The sequence below is a fragment of the Bradyrhizobium uaiense genome (assembly GCF_010811875.1).
GTDB classification, from domain to species: Bacteria; Pseudomonadota; Alphaproteobacteria; order Rhizobiales; family Xanthobacteraceae; genus Bradyrhizobium; species Bradyrhizobium uaiense.
Genome location: NZ_VKHP01000010.1, coordinates 25,512 through 42,989, shown reverse-complemented (window position 1 = coordinate 42,989; position 17,478 = coordinate 25,512). Strand labels below are relative to the sequence as shown.

General features: G+C 64.1%; 22 protein-coding genes. 14 read left to right on the top strand and 8 right to left on the bottom strand.

The window, feature by feature from the left end:
* Positions 1 to 43: 43 nt before the first annotated feature.
* Positions 44 to 1,558, bottom strand: a complete 1,515-nt coding sequence (pdxR, locus tag FNJ47_RS04760; RefSeq protein ID WP_163151130.1) for a MocR-like pyridoxine biosynthesis transcription factor PdxR — start codon at positions 1,556 to 1,558, stop codon at positions 44 to 46.
* Positions 1,559 to 1,582: 24 nt separating this feature from the next.
* Between pdxR and FNJ47_RS04755 the strand changes: the two genes are divergently transcribed.
* From FNJ47_RS04755 to kynU, 5 genes are all read left to right on the top strand, one after another.
* Positions 1,583 to 2,356 carry a pyridoxamine 5'-phosphate oxidase family protein gene (locus FNJ47_RS04755; protein ID WP_165445529.1) on the top strand — a complete coding sequence of 258 codons (774 nt, stop codon included), beginning with the start codon at positions 1,583 to 1,585 and terminating at the stop codon, positions 2,354 to 2,356.
* A gap of 54 nt (positions 2,357 to 2,410) precedes the next feature.
* Positions 2,411 to 3,688 carry an ArgE/DapE family deacylase gene (locus FNJ47_RS04750; protein ID WP_163151128.1) on the top strand — a complete coding sequence of 426 codons (1,278 nt, stop codon included), beginning with the start codon at positions 2,411 to 2,413 and terminating at the stop codon, positions 3,686 to 3,688.
* Between the two features lie 254 nt (positions 3,689 to 3,942).
* Positions 3,943 to 4,752 carry an alpha/beta hydrolase gene (locus tag FNJ47_RS04745; protein ID WP_163151126.1) on the top strand — a complete coding sequence of 270 codons (810 nt, stop codon included), beginning with the start codon at positions 3,943 to 3,945 and terminating at the stop codon, positions 4,750 to 4,752.
* A 28-nt stretch (positions 4,753 to 4,780) separates the two neighbouring features.
* Positions 4,781 to 5,620, top strand: a complete 840-nt coding sequence (kynA, locus tag FNJ47_RS04740; RefSeq protein ID WP_163151124.1) for a tryptophan 2,3-dioxygenase — start codon at positions 4,781 to 4,783, stop codon at positions 5,618 to 5,620.
* Positions 5,621 to 5,630: 10 nt separating this feature from the next.
* On the top strand, positions 5,631 to 6,845 hold the full coding sequence (gene kynU / locus FNJ47_RS04735) for a kynureninase (RefSeq protein WP_163151122.1): 1,215 nt from the start codon (positions 5,631 to 5,633) through the stop codon (positions 6,843 to 6,845).
* Between the two features lie 45 nt (positions 6,846 to 6,890).
* Here kynU and FNJ47_RS04730 read toward each other — a convergent pair whose 3' ends face one another.
* Positions 6,891 to 7,679, bottom strand: coding sequence for a cobalamin-binding protein (locus tag FNJ47_RS04730; protein ID WP_163151120.1), 789 nt, complete (start codon positions 7,677 to 7,679; stop codon positions 6,891 to 6,893).
* A gap of 148 nt (positions 7,680 to 7,827) precedes the next feature.
* Between FNJ47_RS04730 and FNJ47_RS04725 the strand changes: the two genes are divergently transcribed.
* Both FNJ47_RS04725 and FNJ47_RS04720 read left to right on the top strand, forming a co-directional pair.
* On the top strand, positions 7,828 to 8,226 hold the full coding sequence (locus FNJ47_RS04725) for a PaaI family thioesterase (protein WP_092113549.1): 399 nt from the start codon (positions 7,828 to 7,830) through the stop codon (positions 8,224 to 8,226).
* 140 nt (positions 8,227 to 8,366) lie between these two features.
* On the top strand, positions 8,367 to 8,990 hold the full coding sequence (locus tag FNJ47_RS04720) for a GNAT family N-acetyltransferase (protein ID WP_163151118.1): 624 nt from the start codon (positions 8,367 to 8,369) through the stop codon (positions 8,988 to 8,990).
* A gap of 81 nt (positions 8,991 to 9,071) precedes the next feature.
* Here the strand turns inward: FNJ47_RS04720 and FNJ47_RS04715 are convergent, their stop codons facing one another.
* The 3 genes from FNJ47_RS04715 to FNJ47_RS04705 form a co-directional block, all read right to left on the bottom strand.
* Complete coding sequence (locus FNJ47_RS04715) at positions 9,072 to 9,380, bottom strand: hypothetical protein (protein WP_050401418.1); 309 nt, start codon at positions 9,378 to 9,380, stop codon at positions 9,072 to 9,074.
* Between the two features lie 89 nt (positions 9,381 to 9,469).
* The gene (locus tag FNJ47_RS04710; protein ID WP_163151116.1) at positions 9,470 to 9,769 is read right to left on the bottom strand and encodes a putative quinol monooxygenase; all 300 of its coding nucleotides are present in this window, start codon (positions 9,767 to 9,769) and stop codon (positions 9,470 to 9,472) included.
* 16 nt (positions 9,770 to 9,785) lie between these two features.
* A complete protein-coding gene (locus FNJ47_RS04705) occupies positions 9,786 to 10,469 on the bottom strand; it encodes a DUF2161 domain-containing phosphodiesterase (protein ID WP_163151114.1) in 684 nt (227 codons plus the stop codon).
* A 142-nt stretch (positions 10,470 to 10,611) separates the two neighbouring features.
* Here FNJ47_RS04705 and FNJ47_RS04700 point away from each other — a divergent pair, with 142 nt between their 5' ends.
* Positions 10,612 to 10,956: a GrlR family regulatory protein gene (locus FNJ47_RS04700; protein WP_050401415.1), complete on the top strand. Its 345-nt coding sequence runs from the start codon at positions 10,612 to 10,614 to the stop codon at positions 10,954 to 10,956.
* Here FNJ47_RS04700 and fabG read toward each other — a convergent pair.
* Positions 10,953 to 11,633, bottom strand: a complete 681-nt coding sequence (gene fabG, locus FNJ47_RS04695) for a 3-oxoacyl-ACP reductase FabG (RefSeq protein WP_163151112.1) — start codon at positions 11,631 to 11,633, stop codon at positions 10,953 to 10,955. The genes FNJ47_RS04700 and fabG overlap by 4 nt on opposite strands.
* Before the next feature lie 126 nt (positions 11,634 to 11,759).
* Between fabG and FNJ47_RS04690 the strand changes: the two genes are divergently transcribed.
* Positions 11,760 to 12,449, top strand: coding sequence for an SGNH/GDSL hydrolase family protein (locus FNJ47_RS04690; RefSeq protein ID WP_163151110.1), 690 nt, complete (start codon positions 11,760 to 11,762; stop codon positions 12,447 to 12,449).
* 134 nt (positions 12,450 to 12,583) lie between these two features.
* A complete protein-coding gene (locus tag FNJ47_RS04685; RefSeq protein ID WP_163151108.1) occupies positions 12,584 to 12,790 on the top strand; it encodes a hypothetical protein in 207 nt (68 codons plus the stop codon).
* A 26-nt stretch (positions 12,791 to 12,816) separates the two neighbouring features.
* On the opposite strand, the gene FNJ47_RS04680 is transcribed toward FNJ47_RS04685, so the two are convergent.
* Positions 12,817 to 13,560: a tyrosine-protein phosphatase gene (locus tag FNJ47_RS04680; RefSeq protein ID WP_163151106.1), complete on the bottom strand. Its 744-nt coding sequence runs from the start codon at positions 13,558 to 13,560 to the stop codon at positions 12,817 to 12,819.
* Positions 13,561 to 13,657: 97 nt separating this feature from the next.
* Here FNJ47_RS04680 and FNJ47_RS04675 point away from each other — a divergent pair, with 97 nt between their 5' ends.
* On the top strand, positions 13,658 to 13,969 hold the full coding sequence (locus FNJ47_RS04675) for an MliC family protein (RefSeq protein ID WP_163151104.1): 312 nt from the start codon (positions 13,658 to 13,660) through the stop codon (positions 13,967 to 13,969).
* 105 nt (positions 13,970 to 14,074) lie between these two features.
* On the opposite strand, the gene FNJ47_RS04670 is transcribed toward FNJ47_RS04675, so the two are convergent.
* Complete coding sequence (locus FNJ47_RS04670) at positions 14,075 to 14,275, bottom strand: DUF2735 domain-containing protein (RefSeq protein ID WP_163151102.1); 201 nt, start codon at positions 14,273 to 14,275, stop codon at positions 14,075 to 14,077.
* Positions 14,276 to 14,816: 541 nt separating this feature from the next.
* Between FNJ47_RS04670 and FNJ47_RS04665 the strand changes: the two genes are divergently transcribed.
* The 3 genes from FNJ47_RS04665 to FNJ47_RS04655 all read left to right on the top strand — a co-directional run bounded on the left by FNJ47_RS04665 (position 14,817) and on the right by FNJ47_RS04655 (position 17,446).
* Complete coding sequence (locus FNJ47_RS04665; protein WP_163151100.1) at positions 14,817 to 15,851, top strand: glutamine synthetase beta-grasp domain-containing protein; 1,035 nt, start codon at positions 14,817 to 14,819, stop codon at positions 15,849 to 15,851.
* Positions 15,852 to 16,049: 198 nt separating this feature from the next.
* The gene (locus FNJ47_RS04660; protein ID WP_163151098.1) at positions 16,050 to 16,754 is read left to right on the top strand and encodes a hypothetical protein; all 705 of its coding nucleotides are present in this window, start codon (positions 16,050 to 16,052) and stop codon (positions 16,752 to 16,754) included.
* A 5-nt stretch (positions 16,755 to 16,759) separates the two neighbouring features.
* The gene (locus tag FNJ47_RS04655; protein WP_163151096.1) at positions 16,760 to 17,446 is read left to right on the top strand and encodes a substrate-binding domain-containing protein; all 687 of its coding nucleotides are present in this window, start codon (positions 16,760 to 16,762) and stop codon (positions 17,444 to 17,446) included.
* Positions 17,447 to 17,478 lie beyond the last annotated feature (32 nt).

The window sequence follows — 17,478 nt, the reverse complement described above, 5'->3', positions numbered from 1 at the left end:
GTATCTCCGTAAGCGGACACTGACTGAACGGGGGCGACCTTAGTCAGGCGGCTGCGATTCTCCTAGAGCGTGGCAGCCTGGCGGCTGGCTTGACAGATATCTTGCGCGTCGCGCGCAGCGCAGTCAGCGTTGTCTTCGCCAGCTGTTCCGCCGACGCGACGAGTTGCGGAACCGGATGACCGGAAAATCCCAGCACGAAGCCAGGCAGTGGACGCGCGCGATGATAGGTCTCGGCGAGCAGCCAGCCGCCGACGCCGGCGGCCGCCTTGGCCTGCGCGGCCACAAGCGGATCGGTCGAAGGATCGAGCCGCGCCACGAGGTGCAGGCCCTGCGACGGCACGGGGACTGTGAGCTCGCCTTCGGATGCATTCTGAAGCGTCGACGCCAACACGTCGCGCGCCTCGCGATAAAGCTTGCGCGCCTTGCGCAGATTGGCGGCGAAGGCGCCGGAGTTCAGCATGTCGGCGACCGCGCCTTCCATCAGCGTGCCGGGGAAGCGATCGAGCGCGGCGCGCGCTGCCGTCACCGGACCGATCAAGGCCTCGGGCAGGGCGCAGTAACCGATCCGCAATCCCGGAAACAGCGTCTTTGCAAACGTGCCCATGTAGATCACACGCCGCAAATGATCGATGCCCGCGAGCGACAACAGCGGCGCGCCGTCATAGCGGAACTCGCTGTCGTAATCGTCCTCGAACACGAAGGCGCCGGCATCCATGGCCCAGTCGAGCAATTCAAGCCGGCGCGGCATCGACATCTGCACACCGAGCGGAAACTGGTGCGATGGTGTGACGTAGGCGGCGCGCGCGCTCGGCGCGGACGCGCGGCCCTTGTCGACGCGCATGCCCGAGGCATCGACCGGCACCGACACCGGGCGATAGCCGCAATGCTCGATCGCGCGCCGCGCAGCCGGATAGCCAGGGTCCTCGCACCAGACCTGGTCGCCCGGCTTGAGGATAGCCCCCAACACGATACGCAGCGCATGCAGCGTGCCCGACGCCAACATGATCTGGTCGGGGTCGCAGCGCAGCCCGCGCGCCGACAGCAGATGGTCCGATATCGCGGCGCGCAGCTCGCTGCTGCCGCGGGGATCGCCATAGTGCAGGTGCTCGGAACCGAAGGCGCGCAGCCTGCGGCCGGCAAAGGCGCGGAAGCGCTGCAACGCGCGCTCATCGATATGGGTGCAGCCGAGCGACAGCGCATTGTGCTGCGGCGGCTCGATCTCGATCCTGGCACGCCGCGGCGCGCCGGCCTGCGCCGGAATGCGCGCGGCGACGAAGGTGCCGGAGCCGGTGGTTGCCACCGCAAAGCCGTCGGCGATCAGCCGCTCATAGGCCGTGGTGACGGCGTTGCGGCGAAAGCCGGTCTGCCTGGCGAGTGTGCGCGACGGCGGCAGCGGCTCGCCCGGCTTGACGAGGCCGCCGACGATGGTGTGGCACAGCGCCTGATAGAGCCGCTGCTGCGAGGCCGCGCCCGCCGTCACATGCGGGCCGGTGAGGTCGAGCGGCAGCTCCGGCTTGCGTGCCGCGGGCCTGCGGGAATTGGTCGGAATTTTTCGCATGGAATTGGCACTATCGCAGACCAAATGAACAGCTACAACTCTGGACATATTCCAGATTTCGCGAGGCTCACCGTGACCGAAGGCGCGTCCACTCCGTCCTATCCCCTATCGCCCCGCAACCGGGTCAAGCGCCGCCACGATCGCGGCTTCTACGACCACGCCACCGTCCACAAGATCCTGGACGCCTCGATGCTATGCCACGTCTCCTATGTGATCGACGGCCAGCCCTATTGCACGCCGACCTTCTTCTGGCGCGAAGGCACCAAGCTCTACTGGCACGGCTCGAGCGCGAGCCGGATGCTGGAGAACCAGTCCGAGGGCCAGCCCGTCTGCCTGACGGTCGCCCATCTCGACAGTCTGGTGTTGGCGCGCTGCGGCTTCAACCATTCGGCCGACTATCGCGCGGTGATGGCGTTCGGCTCCGCCTATCTCGTCACCGATCCCGCAGAGAAGGAGCGGGCGATCGTCGCGATGGTCGATCGCTTCTTTCCCGAGCGCACCGCGGGCCTGCGCGCCAGCAACAAGCAGGAGATCAAGGCGACCTCGTTCATCGCGATGGAGATCGAGGAGGCCTCGGCGAAGGTGCGCGCCAAGGGCGTCGCCGACGAGGATGAGGATTACGAGTTGCCGATCTATGCCGAGCGCATTCCGGTGCGCACCGTGCTCGGTGCGCCCGAGCCGTGTCCGCGGCTGCTCGACGGCGTGACGCGGCCTGCGACGCTCGATGGCTATTCGGAAGGCCGTCTGCTCGAAGATGCATTGCGGGATGCCTATTTTGCGCAATACCCCGCTGAGTGAAATCAGGTTACGTTGCGGCTCCCACCTTTCTGCCTTTCCCGATGGAGCCACCGCATGACTGCCGAGACGCAACAACGAATCCTCAGCGCCGTTGACGAAGGATTCGATGCGCAGCTTGCGACGACGCAGGCTTTCGTCGCGATCCCCTCGACCCGCGGCGCCGAGGGGCCGTGCCAGGACATGATCGCCGATCTCCTGCGCGAGCGCGGCTACGAGGTCGACGACTGGCACATCAATCTCGACGAGCTGAAGGACCTGCGCGGCTTCGGCCCGATCGAGCATGATTTCTCCAAGGCCCGCACGGTGGTGGGTACCTACCGTCCGGCCACCAACGCCGGCAAATCGCTGATCCTGCAGGGCCACTGCGACGTGGTGCCGACCGGCCCGGTGGAGATGTGGGAGACGCCGCCGTTCTCGCCCGTCATCAAGGACGGCAGGATGTACGGCCGCGGCGCCTGCGACATGAAGTCCGGCACCATCGCCGCTCTCTATGCGCTGGATGCGATCAAGAAGGCCGGGCTGAGGCCGACAGCGCGGATTCACTTCCAGTCCGTGATCGAGGAAGAGAGCACCGGCGTCGGCGCGCTCTCGACCTTGCAGCGCGGCTATCGCGCCGATGCCTGCTTCATCCCGGAGCCGACCAACGGCAAGATGATCCGCTCGCAGGTCGGCGTGATCTGGTTCCGCCTGAAGGTGCGCGGCTTCCCGGTGCATGTGTTCGAGGCCGGAGCCGGCTCGAACGCGATCATGGCGGCGTATCATCTGGTGCACGCGCTGGAGAAGCTCGAGATCGCCTGGAACGAGCGCGCCAAGGCCGACAAGCATTTCAAGGACGTCAATCATCCGATCAACTTCAATCCCGGCATCATCAAGGGCGGCGACTGGGCCTCCAGCGTGCCGGCCTGGTGCGACGTCGACTGCCGGATTGCGGTGCTGCCGGGCTGGTCGATCGCCGAATGCCAGAAGGAGATTCTGGCCTGCGTGTCGGCGGCGGCGCGCGATCATCGCTTCCTCTCCAACAATCCGCCGCAGGTGGAATGGTCGGGCTTCCTGTCGGAAGGCTACGAGCTGGTGAATTCCGAGGCGCCGGAGGCCGCCTTCGCCAAGGCGCATCAGGCGGTCTATGGCGGCGCAGTGGAAGATCGCGCCTTCACCGCGCTGACCGACACGCGCTTCTACGGCCTGAACCACGACATCCCGAGCCTTTGCTTCGGCGCCAGCGGCGCGGCGATGCATGGCTTCAACGAATATGTCGAGCTGGACTCGCTGCGGAAAGCGACCAAGGCCATGGCGCTGTTCATCGCGGAATGGTGCGGGGTGGAGAAGGCGTAGCCTTTTGTGTTGCGGGCTCGGCGCGCTATCGCTCCGTTTGCCGGGGGGCTCGGGCGAGGAACATTGCCCGAGTGGAGAGAGCCCGGCGCGCCGCTGGCCTCCGCAATCGGGAGAGGCGAATGGAACCCGCGGCCCAATCGACCACTTGCCTGAAAAGCGATCCCGATGCTTTAAGCTTCAAATAAGGGCTGGGCGAACAACCCCGCCGGTGGCAGAGTGGCGTCCGATCGACGGCGAATCCTCGGAGAGCCACGATGCGCGATTGGGATGATGCCTACGCCAATTCGGCCCACGTGCCGGGTTCGGACGAGCTGCCGGCGCGGTGGGCGAAGCGCGCGGCCGCCTATCGCGCCAGACTCAAATCATTCAGGCCGGACATCGCTTATGGATCCGAAGAGCGGCAGCGTCTCGACTTGGTCTTGCCGGACGGCGACAGCAAGGGTCTCGTCGTCTTCGTGCATGGCGGTTATTGGATGCGCTTCGATAAATCGTCATGGACCGACCTCGCGGAGGGCGCGCGAAGCCACGGCTGGACGGTGGCGCTGCCAAGCTACACGCTGACACCGGCCGTGCGCATCTCCGACATCACGACCGAGATTGCGGTCGCGATTGCCTCGGCTGCCGCCCAGGTCTCGGGGCCTATTCGATTGGCCGGCCATTCCGCAGGCGGCCATCTCGTTACGCGCATGCTGTGCGACGACGGCCTTCTCGAACCTGAGGTCTACGACAGGATCGCGGCGACGCTGTCAATCAGCGGTCTGCACGACCTGCGACCGCTCCTGAAGACCGTGATGAACGAGACGCTCCGGATGAACATGGGCGAGGCAGCGCTCGAAAGCGCCGCCTTGCATCTGCCACGGGGCAAGTCGCCGCTTACCACCTGGGTCGGCGGTAGCGAACGACCCGAGTTTATCCGTCAGGCAGAGCTGATGGCCAACATCTGGACTGGATTCGACGTGCCCACGCACCTCGTCGTCGACCCCGGGCATAACCATTTTACTGTTGTCGATGGGCTGAAGGATCCATCCTCTGCCATCACGAGGCGTCTTCTGGGCCTTGTTTGAGGCAGTGGATCGATCGAGAGGATGTGTCATGAGCAGCAGCCACTACGATCCCGCGGTCGAGGGCGCCGAGACCGATTTCGCCCGGAAAATGTCGTATGGCGACTACCTGCGGCTCGATGCACTGCTTGGCGCCCAGCATCCGATTTCGGAGGCGCACGACGAGATGCTTTTCATCATCCAGCATCAAACCTCCGAACTGTGGATGCGGCTCGCCATCCACGAGCTCCGTGCCGCCCGTCACGCCATCGCCCGCGAAGATGTGTCGCCGGCGATGAAGATGCTCGCGCGTGTCTCCCGCATCTTCGAGCAGCTGAACAATGCCTGGGATGTGCTACGTACCATGACGCCCAGCGAGTACACCCATTTCCGTTCGAGGCTGGGTCAATCCTCTGGCTTCCAGTCGTATCAATACCGGCTGATCGAGTATCTGCTCGGCAATCGCAATGAGGCGATGTTGAAACCGCACGCGCATGCCCCCGAGGTGGTGGCTTTGCTCAAGACCGAGCTTGCGACGCCGAGCCTTTATGACGAGGTGCTCCGGTTTGCCGACCGCAAGGGGCTCACCATGCCCGTGACCGTCCTGTCACGCGACGTCCACGACACCCATCACTTCGACGAGGGCGTGATGCAAGCCTGGCGCCGCGTCTATGAAGCTCCCGAAGCCAACTGGACGCTCTACGAGCTCGCCGAGAAACTGGTCGACTTCGAAGATTATTTTCGTCGATGGCGCTTCAATCACGTGACGACGGTGGAGCGCGTCATCGGCTTCAAGCGCGGCACTGGCGGCACCGATGGGGTCAGCTATCTGAAGCGGATGCTCGAGGTCGAGCTGTTTCCTGAACTGTGGCGCGTCCGTACCATCCTCTGAGCGAATGGCCATGATCGAAGCGAAATCGCAATTGCGCGTCTACGACGACACCAAGGCAATGTTCCATCTGCCCGCTGATGTCATCTATCTCGACGGCAACTCGCTCGGTGCGCTGCCAACGGCCGTTGCCGAACGCGTTGCGCATGTCATCACGGCCGAGTGGGGCGATGAACTCATTCGCGCCTGGAACAGCGCTGGCTGGTACGTGCAGCCGCGTCGCGTTGGCGACCGCCTCGCTCGCCTGATCGGCGCCGCTCCAGGCACGGTGATGATCGGCGATACGTTGTCGCTCAAAGTTTATCAGGCGCTTGCGGCCGCGCTCGAGATGAACCAGGAGCGCAAGGTCGTTCTGTCCGATACGGGTAATTTCCCGACCGATCTCTATATGGCGGAAGGGCTGATCGCCACGCTCGGGCGTGGACATCAATTGCGGCTGACGGCCCCGGAGGAGGTCGAGCCATCGCTGTCGGACGAGATTGCGGTGCTCTATTTGACTGAGGTCGACTACCGCACCGGCCGTCGCCACGACATGCGGACCCTGACCGCGAAGGCGCATGCGCTCGGCATCGTCACGGTCTGGGATCTCGCGCATTCGGCCGGCGCGCTGCCTGTCGATCTTGCCGGCGTCGGCGTCGATTTCGCAGCCGGCTGCACCTACAAATATCTCAACGCGGGCCCCGGCGCTCCGGCCTTCCTCTACGTCGCGCCCCGGCATGCTGATCAGGCGCGCGCTGCGTTGTCGGGCTGGATGGGGCACGCAAAGCCGTTCGCTTTCGACCTCGGCTATCAACCTGCTGATGGCGTCGAGCGCATGCGTGTCGGCACACCGCCGGTGCTGGCGATGGCCGCGCTGGAGGCATCGCTCGACATCTGGGATCGGGTCGATATTGGCGAAGTCCGCGCGCGCTCACTCGCGCTCGGCGACTTGCTGATTGCTGAGATCGCACGACGCTGTCCGTCGCTGAGGCTGGTAACGCCGCGGGCGCATGCGCAGCGCGGCTCGCAGGTTTCCTTCGCCTTCGCCGGCGGGTATGCCGCCATGCAGGCGCTGATTGCCCGCGGCGTGATCGGCGACTTCCGGGCGCCGGACATCATGCGGTTCGGGATCACGCCGCTCTATATCGGCGAAGCCGAGGTGCTGAAGGCCGCCGGGATCATTGAGGAGGTGATCAATGGCGAGGTGTGGCGCCGGCAAGAATATCAGGTCGTGAATGCGGTGACGTGAGCAACGAGCGTTATCCCGAAGCCTCATAGTGACTGCGGCGAGCAATCAAAGGTGCCGCGCCCACAACGCCTTGACGATCGCATCGAGCCCATCGGTCAGCGCAGCAGGGCCGGGCTGCAGGATGATCGGCGATTTGATCTCGACGATGCGGTCGTTGCGGACAGCCGGAATGTCGCTCCAGCCGGGGCGCTGGCGGATGCGGTCTGGCACGACCTTCTTGCCGCACCAGGAGGCCAGGATCACGTCGGGCATCGCCTCGCGCACGGCATCCGGCGTGACGATGCGATCTTTGGCGGCCTTGTGCGCGCGCAAGTGCGGCAATGCGTCCGTGCCGCCCGCGATCTCGATCAGTTCGGAGACCCACCCGATGCCGCTGATCAGCGGATCGTCCCATTCCTCAAAATAGACTTTTGGCCGCGGCCCCGGGCGCGGCGCGGCTGCAATCGCGGCCAGCCGTTGCTCGAGGCTTTGCGCGAGCCCACCGGCGCGATCGGCGGCGTCGACCATCGCGCCGAGGGTGCGGATCATCGCCAGGATGCCGGCGACGTCACGCTGGTTGAAGACATGGACGGCGACGCCGGCACGGACGAGATCGGCAACGATGTCGGCCTGCAGATCGGAGAAGGCGAGCACCAGATCGGGGTCGAGCGCCAGAATCTTCGGAATGTCGGCGGATATGAAGGCGGACACGCGCGGCTTCTCGCGGCGCACCTGCGGCGGCCGCACCGCATAGCCTGAGACGCCGACGATGCGGTCTTGTTCTCCGAGCAGATAGAGCGTTTCGACCGTCTCTTCGGTCAGGCAGACGATCCGGCGGGGAGGGAAGTCGCGCATCGGCGAGGTATGCAGGCTGGGCGGCACATTGTCACGGTGGCGATAACGTCATGGTCGCCATTACCTCGGACGTCATTGCCGGGCCCGATCGAGCAATCCATCATACCGGCACCAAACCTCGAAGACGGCCACAAAGCAGGGAGTGCCCATGACGCCGCTCGAAAAGATCCAGTCGATGAAGATGCCGTTTGCGGAACTGAAGGGCGTCACGTTCACCGAGGCTGGCCAGGATCGCGTGGTCGCGAAAATGCTGGTGCGGCCGGACCTCTGCACCCTCCGCAACACGATCCACGGCGGCGCGGTGATGGCCTTTGCGGACTCGGTTGGCGCCGCCGCCACCGTGATCAACCTGCCTGAGGACGCCAAGGGCACCACGACGCTGGAGAGCAAGACCAACTTCATCGGCGGCGCCAAGGAGGGCACCACCGTGATCGCGACGGCGACGCCGGTGCACCGGGGCCGGCGGACCCAGGTCTGGCAGACCAGGCTTGAGACCGAAGACGGCAAGCTGGTCGCCGTCGTCACCCAGACGCAATTGGTACTATGATGGGGCAATGATGTGATTTACCGATCACATCATTGTTTACTTAAATGAATCTAGACACTTGAATTATATGGTGCAGCGCACAATATAGGAGCTGCTAGGGACTCGACGCCTCCTCGAGGGCTACCAAGAGGAGTTATGAAATGAACTATGATTCCATCCGTCCGACGGCTGCCAAGGGTACCGTGCGGACGTTGAGCCAGCAGGAGGAGCTCCCTCTGTTGCGCGATCATTTGCTGCGGCTGGATCGTACCAGCCGTCATGATCGTTTTCATGGCTTCATCGACGACAGCTTCATCCGCCGTTATGCCGAGCGCTGCGCCAACGACGGGACGGTCATCATCGCTTATTTCGAGGATGGCGTGGTCCGCGGGGCGGCGGAACTGCATCCGCCGGAGCAGTCACCGGATGCCCAGCCCGAGATCGCCTTCAGCGTGGAGCGGTCGGTGCGGCGCAAGGGCGTCGGCAGCACGCTGTTCCGCAAGCTGATCGCCGAGGCACATGCCAAGGGTTACACCAATCTGCGTATCACCACCGGCGCGCAGAACGACGCGATGCGTACACTCGCCACCAAGTTCGGTGCGCAGCTGACCTTCCGTCACGGTGAGTCGACCGGCAGCATCGACTTGACCGAGCAGCACCAGGCTGAACCGGCGCCCGCACTCGCCCCGGTTACACCGGTCGAAGCTGCGCGCGCGATCGTCGACATGAACCGCGCCTATTGGCGCATGGTGATGCAGATGTCCGGCTGGGGCCGGGCGGCCTGAATTCAGATCTAAGATGAAATACAAAAAGGGCAATCCGCTCAGTGGATTGCCCTTTTTCTTTGAGCTAACGGATGTTGTTTCTCAGGTGCCGGTGCGCTTGGCCGGCGCGAGACGGCGGACCACGCGGCGCTCGACTACGACGGAGCGCTGCGCGCCCTGTTCGCCGGCGATCACGCGGGTCGCGGTGCCGGTACGGGCGCTGACGCGCGCGGTCTTCTTCACCTCGGCCAGGACTTCCTCATAGGGCAGCCCCATCAGGGACGACGCGATCTCGGCCTGGGCCTCCACGTCATCGGTAATACCGATGGCGGCGAAGATTGCCTCCTCCAGCGTCGGCGGATCGTGCCGCACGCGCCTTGTGCCGTATTTGGTGTTCCAGTCTCCGCTCATCGCCGCCTCATCCTTGAATCGCGGGAGATACGTAAGGTGCCCAATGTTGCATTGCAATATGAATGTGAGATGGCAATCCAGCCATGCAGCTAGAGTCTCTCAATCTTGTGAGCGTCATAAAGTTCGATCGTGGTCGCTGCTGCGGCAAGCGATTGCAGGGACCGCACGAAATCACGTGACGCAGGGACTGCGAAATGCGCCGCCAGCGCGCCGCGGTCGGCCCATTGCTCGAAAAACACCAGCCGGAGCGGATTCTCGCAGTCGACGTGGACCGCGTGCGAGATGCAGCCGGGCTCGGTGCGCGAGCGATGGACATGCTCGAGGCTCAGCCGTCGCACTTCGTCGAAGCTGTCGGGGCGGGCGGTGACGCTGCCGGTGACGACGATCATGATCTCCCCCAGTTTGTTACGGGGCGGCTTCGGCCCCTGATGCACTCATCGGCTGTTGCGGCCAGCGCTTCAGCGCGGCGCGGCCGGCATCGGTCAGCACATAGATACCGCGCTCGGCACGATCGAACCAGCCGTAGACATTATGCAGCAGGATCTTGCCGGCGTCCGGAATGTCGGTGCGCAGGTCGCGAACCCGCCGTGGCCCGTCCGAGAGTGCACAGGCGCAGGCCAGCGCCTGCTGGCGGTAGGCGGTCATGATCGGCGCGCGCGTCGATCCGCCCATGGCGGGATCGCCCTTGCGCTTGCGGTGCTCGGTGATCAGGCGCGAGCGCTTCTTCGGATTGCGGCGCGGTGCCGCGGTCGGCGGCGGCACCAGCACCTCGACGTCGCCGCGGTCGGTGACGCCAAGCATGCCGAAGCCGAGCCGCCGGCACAGATTGCGATAGCGCGCGTCGCTCTCGCGGCCCTTGCCGCGGGCCGACACCTTGGCCGCGATCCACACTTCGTCGGCGGCGCCCGCACGGTCCACCGCCTGCAGGATCAGTTCGAGATTGAAGGCGAGCTTGAGTTCACCGATCACGACGACCGGTGGGTCATCGCCGCTCAATGCCACGAGGTCGCAGCCGCCGATCTCGCCCTTGACCGTGAAGCCGAGCTTTTCCAGGAAGCGTTTGACGGGCAGGTAAAGCGCGGTTTCCAACGGCGAGGGCTCCGGCGGCCGCTTTGGCCGCGACTCAATTCGCAGCAGCATAGCCCGGAAAGGCTGCGGCCGATGCGGATGGAATTTGCTCAAAGCCTGTTCCAGCGGCTATTGTACAGCCGGGCAAGGCGCGACCAATTTCATGATCCGGAACGGGCTCTATCACATCACCGTCGAATTTCTTGACGGCGTCTCTGGCGGCAACCAGGGCGTCATGGTGCTGCGCGATGGCCAGATGCGCGGCGGCGACTCGTTCTTCTTCGCCCATGGCAGCTACACCGCGGCCGACGGCAAATGGAAGGGCGAGGTCACCAATGAGGAGCATTCGCCGACCTATGGCGAGCGCCCGGTGTGGGAACGCAAGGTCGTCACCATCGGCTTCACCGGCACCTACACCGACCAGACCGCCGAGGGTGACGGCATGGCGCTCGCCGGCAAGCAGAGCATCCGCTTCAGGTCGAAGCTGCGACTGCTGGTTGCCGACTAAACCCGTCCGTTCACGGGCAGCAGCGCGCCGGTGACGGCGCTCGCTGCATCGCTGGCGAGGAACAGGATCACCTCGGCGAGTTCCTTCGGCGTCACCCATTTGGAGATATCGGCCTTCGGCATCGCGGCGCGATTGGCTGCGGTGTCGATGATCGAGGGCAGCACGGCGTTGACCGTGACCTTGCCCTTGAGTTCCGCGGCGAGCGACTCGGTGAGGCGATGCACGCCGGCCTTCGACGCGGCATAGGGCCCCATGCCGGAGGCGGCCTGCAACGCGCCCAGCGCGCCGATATTGATGATGCGTCCGGCGCCCGACTTGATGAGATGCGGAATGGCCGCGCGCGACGTGTTGAAGGCGGTCATCACGTTCATCGCATACATGCGTTGCCAGGTCGCGGGATCGCCGTCGCTCACCGCTTCGAAGGTGAAACCGCCGGCGATGTTGATCAGCCCGTCGAGCCGGCCGAAATGCGCGGCCGCCTTGTCGATTGCGGCGGTCGCCTGCGCCGTGTCGGTGAGATCGACACCGCCGAGCTCGATACGGTCGGCCGTTGCCGCGAGCTGCGAAGCCGCATGATCGACGCCGGCGACGCGCGCGCCACGCGCCAGCGCTTCCTCGGCGACCACCTTGCCAAGCGCGCCGAGGGCGCCGGTGATGACGATGGCTTTTCCGTTCATGGTGGTCTCCGTACGCACGGGCTGGCTGAGTGCTCACTATGATCAGGCGGAATTCATTTGCAATGCCGCCAAATTCGTCTCCTACTGCGCGCATTCATCAGTTCATTCACCCCAAGGATGTTTGCGATGCCGACACCGAGGCCCTGCGAAACCCATCTCGACATCGTCAAGTTCAGCCATCCGCTGCCGCACTTCGCCGAAGCGCTGCGGCATCAGCGCAAGGTCAAGGTGGTGGCGCTCGGATCGTCGTCGACGGCGGGCGCCGACAATGTCATGCCGTTTCCGCCGCGGCTCGAAATGCTGCTGCGGCAACGCTTTTTCGGCCGGATGATCGATGTGATCAATCGCGGGGTCGGTGGCCAGGAAGCACCGGAGGAATATTCGCGCATCGAGTCCGACGTCAGCGCCGAAGCCCCGGTGCTGGTGATCTGGCAGGTCGGCACCAACGCGGTCTACAAGAGCTACAATCCCGCGGAGGTGCGTGCCACGCTGGAGGCCGGGCTCGACGTGCTCGCCGCGCTGCCGCTCGACGTGATCGTGATGGATTCCCAATATACGCAGGCGATCGTCGGGACGCAGGCCGCGCTTGATCTCGCCAATGTGATCATGCCGATGATCGTGGAGGTGACCGCAAGCAAGAAGGTGAATCTGTTCAGCCGCTTCGCGCTGATGAAGCGCTGGGCCGATGACGGGATTCCGCTCGCCGAGCTCGACGATGGCGGACAGCTTCACACCAGCGAATGGGCGACCAATTGCGTGACCCAGTCGCTGTTCGCTGCGATCGATGACGCGTTGAAGCCGGAAGCGATCGCGTAGGCCTGCTTGCGTGAAGTCCGACTACGTAAGACTACGGGGGAGGGGTGGTTGCGTAAAATTTGCGGCAGTTCTGTAAGTCGTTTGCAGAACCCTGTCCCTTAGAAGCGGAACTCCAGCCAAGGTAGGGGTTTTCGATGGGATATCTTCCGGACCACGGTTTACCGCTCGTTCAGCTTAAGGAGCAGCGGCGCGATCTCGTGGTGGCGCTGCAAAACCGTAACGGACCGGTGGGCAGCTGGGAATTGATGCAGATCGCAGCGATCCAGCAGGCGATCTCGGCATTCGAGGACGTGATTGCCGACCTCGATGCCGAACTCGAGCTCGAGGCCGCCGCGGCCTGAGCCAATGGCCTGATCAGCTGGGCTGATCAGGCTTGCAGATAGCGGCCTTCAAGCGCCTTGCGCTCGGCCTCGCCGAGCCCGAGGCCCTCACGGAAATAGCCGTCGAGGCTGCCATAGTCGGCATCGATCGCCTCGAACGCCGCTTCCAGAAATGCCGCGCGTACGGTGCCGAGCACCTGCTTAACGTCGTCGGGCAGCTCGGTGCTGTGGGCCGGATCGCGCTTGTAGTACTGATTGGTCAACAGATAGTCGTCCGCGATCGCCGGCTCGGACACGCCGAGTGCGTGCAGGATCAGCGCACAGGCAAAGCCGGTGCGATCCTTGCCCGCGGTGCAGTGGATCACCAGCGGCGCGCGGTCCTCGAGCAGATGGGCAAACAGCGTGCGATAGCGCGGCGTGTTGTCCTGCACATAGCCGCGGTAGGACTCCCGCATCACGTCGATCGCATCGGCTTCCAATAGTTGACGGCTGCCCGCGATCGCGCGCAGCGCAGCCACCACTGTCGGCTCGACCGGAAGCGAATGCACGGTCACGTCGCTCATGCTGCACAGCGCCTCGGCGCGCTCGGCGACGCCGCGGAAATCGAACGCACTCTTGACCCCGAGCGAGCGCACCACGGCAACGTCCCGCTCGGTGAGATTCGCCAGATGGTTGGAGCGGAAGATCTGACGCCAGCGCACGATCCGGCCGTCGTGCGTCTGATAACCGCCGAGGTCGCGAAAATTGCTGGCGCCGGCGAGATTGAGGTGACGGGCAGGGGCGTCTGACATCGGGCGGGCCTGTTGCAGCTGTTGAGGTCTTGGCTCAATCTTTGGCGCAGAAATAAGGGCGCAGACAGGTCTATAACCGTCGTCTCGGGGAGAGAATATGACTTATCGCGGGGGCGCCATTCTGGTTGGCGCATTTGTTTTGGAGATATTCGGTTCCTCGGTGGCGCCGGCGCAGTCCGCCTTCCGGAATTATCATTGTGCCGACGGCACGCAATTCATTGCGGCTTTCTTCAACGGCGATAGCCGCGCGCATCTGCAACTCGACGGCAAGGCGGTGACGTTGACGAAGCGGCTGTCGCTGACGGGCGCACGTTATAAAGGCGGCGGCGTCACGCTCGAGATCACGCGCGCCGGATTGACCAGGCTCCGGCATGCCAAGCGGCCGCTGACGGCCTGCGAGCTCGCATGAAACGAGCTGGCATGAAAAAAGGGCCGAAACGTTGCGTTTCGACCCTTCTCTATTGTTCTGATGCTGTCTGACGTTTGGGCGTCACGCCTCGCTGTTGCATCGACATCAGTGATCGCGGCTCGGCTTGGCGTCGTCGATGGCGGCCTGATGGTACCAGCTCTCGCTGCAGGCCGAGGTCTCGACCTCTGAAGCAAGCTCGCGCGCCGTCCGCATGTCGCCGTAGCGGCGTCCGCCGAGGGCCGCGCGGCCCCCCGCCGGAAATTGATAGATCGTTGCCGATCCCTGATTTTGGCCCGTGGTGATCATGTCAAAGTCTCCTGTGGCCGGAGCGAGCCTCCATGGTGCGCCCGACTCATTCGCGTGTGGTTACCGTGATCTCGATATCGGCCCGGGCCTGCCCCGGTGCAAGTTGACCAAGAAATAGTCATTCTCTGTTTAATTCGTGTGCAAATCTGGGTTTGCCTCCTGCGAGGCAGGATGCCGCTGACCAACGCTTGGGCCGAAGAGTTGGTTGCTGGGCGACGGACCCTTGGACACGAACTGTCATACAGCGCTGCCGCCGCATTAATCGGCTGACGATGTCGTAGCCGAATTTGCTGCAGAAACGGGCGGCGGAGGGGGCGGAGAGAAGAATTTGGCTGACCGCGGCGCATGCCAGCCGCGCTGCTATGTCGCAGCTAAAAATGCGATGTCCGCTGTGGACATCCGTGAACTGGGTGGGTGCCGCAGTGCAGCGACTGGCATTTTAATTGCTTAGTAAGAGCCGGCCGATGGTGGCCGGGTACGCGTGCGGCGACCGACTGGCTTTCGGTTCCTCACGGTTTTGCATCATCAACAGAGAGGTTCAATGACCAAGTACAAGCTCGAGTATATCTGGCTCGACGGATATACGCCGACGCCGAGCCTGCGCGGCAAGACGCAGATCAAGGAATTCGCGTCGTTCCCGACCCTCGAACAGCTTCCGCTGTGGGGCTTTGACGGTTCGTCCACCCAGCAGGCTGAAGGCCACAGCTCTGACTGCGTGCTGAAGCCGGTCGCCTGCTATCCCGACGGTGCGCGCGAGAACGGCGTGCTGGTGATGTGCGAAGTCATGATGCCCGATGGCAAGACGCCGCATGTCTCGAACAAGCGCGCGACCATTCTGGACGACGAAGGCGCCTGGTTCGGGTTCGAGCAGGAATACTTCTTCTACAAGGACGGCCGTCCGCTCGGCTTCCCGGAGGCCGGTTATCCCGCGCCGCAGGGTCCGTACTACACCGGCGTCGGCTATTCGAACGTCGGCAGCGTCGCCCGCAAGATCGTCGAAGAGCATCTCAATCTCTGCCTGCACGCCGGCATCAACCACGAAGGCATCAACGCCGAGGTGGCGAAGGGCCAGTGGGAATTCCAGATCTTCGGCAAGGGCTCCAAGACCGCCGCTGACCAGATGTGGATGGCCCGCTATCTGATGCTGCGTCTCACCGAGAGCTACGGCATCGACATCGAATTCCACTGCAAGCCGCTCGGCGACACCGACTGGAACGGCTCGGGGATGCACGCCAACTTCTCGACCAAGTACATGCGCGAAGTCGGCGGCAAGGATTATTTCGAAAGCCTGATGAAGGCCTTCGACAAGAACCTGATGGACCACATCGCGGTCTACGGCCCGGACAACGACAAGCGCCTGACCGGCAAGCACGAGACCGCGCCGTGGAACAAGTTCAGCTACGGCGTGGCTGATCGTGGTGCCTCGATCCGCGTGCCGCACTCCTTCGTCAACAATGGCTACAAGGGCTATCTGGAGGACCGCCGCCCGAACTCCCAAGGCGACCCCTACCAGATCGCTTCGCAGATCCTGAAGACGATCTCCGAAGTGCCGACCGGCGCCAAGGCTGCGGCTTAAAATGGCTGCGGCTTAAGTAACGATCGGAGCCGGATGGAGCCATTCGGTATTGCAATAGGGTCCGCCAGGGCGACTGCCTTGGCGGACCTTTGCACTTTAACGACAGTCTTTGCGGGCGGCGCTCCGCCGAAAGCGGTTTCGCTGCGTTATGAACCGCGCTAGACAACGCTTGTATCTTGGCTGCCGGGGACACGGCGCTTGTTTGAGGGGTTTTACAAGGTCCGGTTCGAGCTGGGCGGCACCGTCGGCCGCAGCGTGATGTATGCCGGCGACGGCAAGATGCTCGGCGGCAACTCGGCGTTCGCCCATATCGGCACCTACGAGAAGGACGGCGACGACGTCGCGGTCGAGATTCAGACCGTCCGCCACAACCCCGACCTGAACTACCGCGCGATGGCCGGTACCGACGACGCGACGCTGCTCGCCAAGGGCTGGCCGGACGGCGATCTCTACCGCTTCAAGGGCGAGCTGAAGGAATTGCCCGGCGTGCCGTTCCAGTCGGTGATGACGCCGATCACGGGAGACGAAGTGCCGATCGCCGGCGGGGTTGGCGAGGGCGGTATCGTCAACGGACTCTATTCGATCCACATCCAGCTGCTCGATGGGGTCGATGGCAGCCTCACGGGTGTGATGCTGCTGAACAATGGCCGCATCCTCGGCGGCGATGCGTTCTTCTACTATCTCGGCACCTACACGTCAGAGAAAGGCCGCTGGAAGGGCCAGATCCTCAATCAGGAACACACCTCGGCGATGGGCGAGAACCCGATCTTCGGTGGCCATGAGGTCGGGATCGGCTTTGCAGGCACCTGCGACGCGGAGAGCGCCGTGCTGGAGGCGACCGCGCTTGCTGGTAAGCGCAGCCTGCGCCTCACCGCCACACTCAAGCTGATGCGGCGGGCCTAAGCGACATGAGCAGTTCGGTTCGCGTGCTCTCGACATTGGCACTGAAGGGCGCGGTCGCGCGCCTTGCCGAGGCTTATCTGGCGGCGAGCGGCGTTCGGATCGATGCCGATTTCGCGCCGACCCTGGCGCTGCTCGAACGCCTGCGCGGTAGCGAGGCGGCCGATCTCGTGATCCTGACGCGTGAAGGCCTCGCCGAGATGATCGGCGAGGGCCGCGTTGCGCGGGACAGTGCGGTCGATCTCGCGCGCTCCTATGTCGGCGTCGCAGTGAAGGCGGGTGCCGTTCATCCCGACATCGCCACCGAAGTCGCGCTGTGTTCGGCGCTACTCGGCGCACGGGCGGTGGCCTATTCGCGGCTCGGTGCCAGCGGCATCCTGTTCGCGCAGCTGATCGCGCGTCTCGGCATTGCGGAGGCGATCAACGCGCGGGCGGTGATCATTCCGATGGGCTTCACCGCGGAGAGGCTTGTCACCGGTGAAGCCGATCTTGCGATCCAGCAGATCAGCGAGTTGAAGCAGGTCGACGGTATCGAGGTCGTCGGGCCAATTCCCCTGGGCTTGCAGACGCCGGCGGTGTTCTCCGCGGGCCGCATGACGACGTCGGAGCGCACGGAGGCGGCCGATCATCTGCTGCGCTACCTGTCCTCGGCCGATGTCGCGCCGGTGCTGCGCGAGACCGGACTCGAGCCTTGAATTTGCCTGCACCGCGACGCAACCTGCTGATC